The sequence below is a fragment of the Mariniflexile sp. genome (assembly GCF_041583155.1).
Classification (GTDB): domain Bacteria; phylum Bacteroidota; class Bacteroidia; order Flavobacteriales; family Flavobacteriaceae; genus Mariniflexile.
The window spans coordinates 1-6002 of the sequence record NZ_JBFHGK010000089.1 but is presented as its reverse complement, the minus strand read 5'-3'; the positions used below and the strand labels follow the sequence as shown (position 1 = coordinate 6002).

General features: G+C 30.8%; 5 protein-coding genes. All 5 read left to right on the top strand.

Annotated elements, in window-relative coordinates; all coding sequences use genetic code 11:
- Positions 1 to 2248: response regulator (locus tag ABYI63_RS17080; RefSeq protein WP_372758073.1), on the top strand; the 2248-nt coding region annotated here is incomplete at its 5' end.
- Positions 2249 to 2411: 163 nt separating this feature from the next.
- Positions 2412 to 2861, top strand: coding sequence for a hypothetical protein (locus ABYI63_RS17075; protein ID WP_372758072.1), 450 nt, complete (start codon positions 2412 to 2414; stop codon positions 2859 to 2861).
- 11 nt (positions 2862 to 2872) lie between these two features.
- Positions 2873 to 3673 (top strand): DUF4412 domain-containing protein, encoded by an 801-nt coding sequence (locus ABYI63_RS17070; RefSeq protein ID WP_372758071.1) that lies wholly within the window; start codon positions 2873 to 2875, stop codon positions 3671 to 3673.
- A gap of 108 nt (positions 3674 to 3781) precedes the next feature.
- Entirely contained in the window at positions 3782 to 4129 is a 348-nt protein-coding gene (locus tag ABYI63_RS17065) for a hypothetical protein (protein ID WP_372758070.1), read from the top strand.
- A gap of 209 nt (positions 4130 to 4338) precedes the next feature.
- Positions 4339 to 5991 (top strand): ELWxxDGT repeat protein, encoded by a 1653-nt coding sequence (locus ABYI63_RS17060; protein WP_372758069.1) that lies wholly within the window; start codon positions 4339 to 4341, stop codon positions 5989 to 5991.
- Positions 5992 to 6002 lie beyond the last annotated feature (11 nt).

The window sequence follows — 6002 nt, the reverse complement described above, 5'->3', positions numbered from 1 at the left end:
TCATTTCTCTACATTAGATGGACTAGCAAACGATGTGATTTATGGTATTATTCCAGATGAAAAAAACAACCTTTGGTTGAGCTCTAACAAAGGGATATCGCGCTTTACACCTTCACGAAATTTCGAACAAAAACCAACCATAATCAATTACACAAATTATGATGGTTTATCCACCGAGTTTAATACAGGGGCCTATTTTAAAAACGAAAATAATGACATTTATTTTGGATCCTTAGATGGGTATTATCAATTTAATCCCAATAATATTGTAGAAAATGCCATTGTTCCAAAAACAGCTATTTCCAAATTTGAAGTTTTTAACAAACCATTTCCTTTACATGATAACACTATTTTAAAAAGCAATGAAAACACGATTTCTTTTACTTTTTCAAGCTTACAATTTTCTTCTCCCCAAAAAAATCTATTCAAATATAAATTAACCGGTATAGATAACAATTGGGTAGAAAATGGAAATAAAAACTACGTTCGATATACTAATTTGCCAGCAGGAGAATACACCTTTTATGTAAAATCGAGCAATTACGACGGTGTCTGGAATGAAACTCCAAAAGCATTTAATTTTAAAATTCTACAGCCTTGGTACCTTAGTAGTTTGGCAATTTTAGGATATGCCTTTTTATTATTAATAGCGGCATACCTTACCTATTTTTATTTTAAATGGCGTTGGAAAATGCAATTAGAACTTAAAATAAAAAATGAAGAGGCTAGTCGTTTAAAAGAAATTAACGCGTATAAAAATAAATTATATACTAATATTTCTCATGAATTCAGGACGCCATTAACCTTAATAAACGGATCTGTCATAAACCAGATTGAAAATAATAAATCTAAGTTTGATGCTAACAAAGACCTTAGCAGTATTCATAGAAACACCTCGCGATTAATTGATTTAGTCGATCAAATGTTAGAATTAACAAAAGTAGATTCGGGAGCATTAAAGGTAGTAAACGAGGATATTGATATTGCTTATTTTTTGCAAATGATTATTGAAACATATACATATTTGGCAAGAAAGGATAATTTGAGTTTTAAAGTGACTATTCCCGAAAATAAAAAGATAAGTTGCGATACAGATATTCTAGAAAAAGTAATTAATAATTTATTGTCTAATGCCATAAAGTATGCGAATCCAGGAAGTGAGATAAGTTTTAATTCTTATTTTGAATGTACAAACAATGAGCTTGTTATTGAAATTGAAAATGATATAAACAAAAAGCCAAGTGAAGACATTAATAAATTATTTGAAAGATTCTACAGGGCAGAAAACAATATTCAAGGTACCGGAATTGGGCTTTCTTTAGTTAAAGAATTAGTGCTTTTGTTAGAAGGAACCATAACTGCTAGTTATACCAATAACAATACTAAAATTAAATTCTTGGTTAATTTACCCATAATTTTTATTGAGGATGAGAAACAGCAATCTAATATTGAAACAGATAATTTAGATATAAGTAAATCGGGTTCAACTACAACGGAAAAACCTTTAGTTTTAATTGTAGACGATAATCAAAATATACGTAAATACATTAAATCTTTGTTGTTAAATAAACATCGAATTTTAGAAGCTGAAAACGGATTGGAGGGTATTCAAAAAGCAATTAATAATATACCAGATCTCATTATTTCTGATGTTTCAATGCCTGTAAAAACTGGGATAGAATTATGTAATTATTTAAAAAATGATGAAAAAACATCGCATATTCCAATTGTATTATTAACGGCGAAAGTGGGTAACGAAAATGAAATGATAGGATTGTTAAGTGGCGCCGATGCTTATATAACAAAGCCATTTAACCCAATAAATTTTAAAATTAAAATTAAAAACATCATCGATTATAGAATTAATCTGCAAAATAAATACGCGTCTAGTAAAATTTTGAAAATTAAAGATATTGCTTTTACCACTACAGATCAGGTATTTCTTCAAAAGGTGCAAGAAATCTTAGATAAACATTTAAATGATTCTGATTTCAACGCTCAAAAATTCACCAAAATGCTTTCAATGAACAGGATGCAGTTACATAGAAAATTAATTGCCTTAACAGGGCAAAGCACCACGTCTTTTATTCGCCTAGAAAGATTAAAACAAGCTACTTTGTTGTTAGAAAAAGAAGGTGTAACTATTGCAGAAGCGGCATATGCTACAGGCTTTAACACGCCATCTTATTTTACAAAATGTTTTAAAGAAGTATATGGTAAAACACCATTAGACTATTTCAATAAATAACGAATTCTTCTATTTTTATTCTTAAATGTTACACTTGTTGTATGCTTTGTTACATATCTCGCATACCTCATAGATTGTCAACGCTACCTTTGTTTTAAGCTTTTAATAAGAATTCTTGTAAAGTAGAATTTTTTAAAAGCGCCACTTTAAAACAAAGCTCAAAATGAAATCAAAAATTATTCTTTTCACAGTTTTTATTTGTTTTGGCTCACAAATAATTCGGTCACAAAACAAAAACGAAAAAGCGGCTAAAGTGGTATTTGTAATTGAAAACAAAACAAATGCAATAAAAAGTTTAGAGCTTTTTAATCAAGATAAATCGAAGGTTTTATTAAAAAAGTATCCTAACAGTAAATTTTATTTGGGTCTTTTAAAAGGCGAGTTTGGTGTTAAAAACGATTTAGTTATCCCAAGTAAAAATGCATCCATAATTATATATACCAATAAAGAAGAATTGCCACAAAACATATTTCTGCCTGGTGACACGTTTTTGCTCGGAGATACATTTCTCCCGGGAGACACATTTAATCTAGGACATAAATTTTTCATAAATAAAATAAAGCTTCAGGTTATTGAAAGAAGTAAATCGCAATTAGTTTTTAAAATTTTATAATTCAAAATAGTATGAAAACAAATATCATTTTAACGGTTTTAGTCTTTTTGATTGTTACAAATTCACAAGCTCAATTATTAAAAAAACTAAAAAACAGAATCGAGCAAAAAGTTGAGAATGTAATCGTAGAGAAAGCTTCTGATAAGGCAGCCGAAAAAGCTTCCAAATCAATGGATAAGGTTTTTGATATTAATCCATTTGGAGGCGGAAAAGAAAAAGCAGACCCTGCTTCGGTTGCAGATACTTATGATTTTACTTGGAAATATGTATTAAAAATGACTTCCAAAGATGGCGACATGGTTTTTGATTATTACCTGAAACCAGAGATCACATACTTTGGATTTGAAACCCCTTTAATGGGTGATATGTTCATGATTATGGATAATGGCAATAACATTATGGTAACATTTATGCAATCTGATGAGAACAATATTGGCATGGTAAGTAAAATGAACATGGATTTGGCAATTGATGAATCTAAAGACGAATCAACGTCATTTCGTTTTGAAACACTTGCTGATAAAACTATTATGGGTTTTCTGTGTAAAGGAATGAAAGCAACTAATGAACGCTATGAGATAGACATGTATTTTACTAATGAAGCGCCAGTAAGTTTTGATGATATTTATAAAAACCAGAATAAAAATATGCCTTCTGGACTCGAAAACTATTTTAAAGATAAAGACCATGTGTTAATGATGCATATGTATATGAACGATTTAAAAAACGATAAACATAATGCTGTAATGGAATGCATCGGGCTAGAAGAAGTTAAAAAAACAATCATTAAATCGAACTACAAATTTATGTGATTGTATAAAAATCAAAATCACGAGGCAACTCATACTGAGCTTTGGTTTAATACCAAAGGCATAGAAAAGTAATTAAAAATAGAAACAATAATCCAATCCATAAATAACATGAAAAATCAAAAAAAAATCACACGTACAGCATTCTTCTTTATCTGTTTTTTAATACCCATAATGGGTTTAACAAGTTGTAGTAAATCTGATGATAAAGACGATATTACAAATTGCACCAATTGGTCAGATCAATGGTTGGCTCAAGCTAATGCATATTCAGCTGCAGCTGAGGTGTATGCTAACGATCCCACCGTAGATAATTGTGGAAAATACAAAACGGCAGGTTTAAAGTATATCGATGCATTAGAAAGCGTGATTGATTGTGTTCCTACAGGCAATGCAAAGGAATACATTGATAGTTTAAATGAATACAGAGCAGAAGTGAATGCTATTGCCTGTAACTAACATTGGAGCTAGGTTGTCTGAAAATCTCGAGTTTCTGTTTAGTTGTATTTATTTCAGAATCTCAATAAATAGATAATCATTGGTTATCAGAAACCGAAACGAGTTCGGTTTGACAAAAACGATACTTCTTAGACAACCTCTTATTTCAAAAATAAACTCAGAATCAACAAAACTTAATAATTATTAACTAACTATTAAAAACTATAATTATGAAAACAGAATTACGCGTCAAAATTTTAATTATTGTAATGGTTCTATTTGTTTCAGAAAGAACTTTTTCTCAAGCTTCTTTATTAAAAGATATTTATGTTGGTTCAGGTAATAGTAATTCTTCTGAAATTTTAGATATGGACAGCTATGGAATATTTAATGCCAATGACAACATTAATGGATTAGAACCTTGGATAACAGATGGGACATCAAGCGGTACGTTTCTTTTAAAGGACATTAGAACTGGCTTACTTGGTTCAGGTGCCCACGATTTTACAAAAGTGAATGAATTGGCTTTTTTTATAGCATATACTTATCTAGAAGGTAATGAGCTTTGGAAAACCAATGGGACAGAAGCAGGAACTGTTTTGGTAAAAGACATTGCAGTTGGTTCCGGGAGTCCTTATCTTAATAATTTAACCAATTTTAATGGTGAATTATTTTTTACTGCAGATTTAGACCAGAATAATACACAAGTTATTTGGAAGTCCGACGGTACTGAACAAGGAACAATTCCCATAAAAAATATTAGACCCAATCATCCTACATCCCAATATCCTCGTGTGGCATTATTTACTCTAACTAACTTTGGACGTATGTTTTTTATAGCTTCAGACGGAATTCATGGACAAGAATTATGGGTTTCAGACGGTACGGAAGTAGGTACACAAATGGTAAAAGATATTAAAACAGGAAGTCTTGATTCTCAAATAATAAATATTACTGCAATAAATGATGTTGTTTATTTTGGGGCTATTGGAGATACAGGAACATATTCATTATGGAGAAGTGATGGGACTGAGGCAGGTACTTTCGTTGTAGTTCAAAACTTAATTCTTTATGATAATAGTACGTCAATAACTGTATTTAAAGATAAACTATATTTTGCGGGTCAAATGTTAGGAGGCTCAACAGGTGCTGAGTTATGGGTGTCTGATGGAACTACGTTAGGGACTTTTATGGTTAAGGATATTAATCCAGGAGCTTATCCGAGTGCTCCAACATCTTTTCAAATAGCAGGAGATATGTTGTTTTTTAAAGCTGATACACCAGATTATGGACTTGAACCATGGTTAACAGATGGCACAGAATCTGGGACAGTTATGGTTAAGGATATTAATCCAGGCGCAAGTTCTTCTTTAGTTTCTAATAATATCTATGCTTCTTTTAAAGCAGTTGGGAATAATTTGTATTTTTCAGCAAGAGACGGTTTAACCATAGGAGAAACACTTTGGGGTAGTGATGGTACCACAGCTGGAACCAATAGTATATTAGATCTTTATCCAAATAGTAATGATAATATTGCAAATATAACAGCAATAAATAATATTTTATTATTTAGAGCAGCCACTATATCTTACGGATCTGAGTTATGGCGGTTAGACAATACGCTTTCTGTAGCAGCTTATAATGACCCTTCAAAAACTAAAGTTTATCCAAATCCAGTAAGTTCAGTTTTAACTATCGAAACACCGTTTGCAAGTAATTATAAATTACAAGTAATTAACCAATTAGGGCAGTTAGTTTTAAAACAAAGTCAAAATGCATCATCAACTTCAATAGATGTTTCAACCTTATCAAAAGGCCTTTATTTTTTAAATATTGCTGGGGAAGATGGCGAAACACAAACCATCAAATTCATTAAAAACTAAACGCTTTTGAG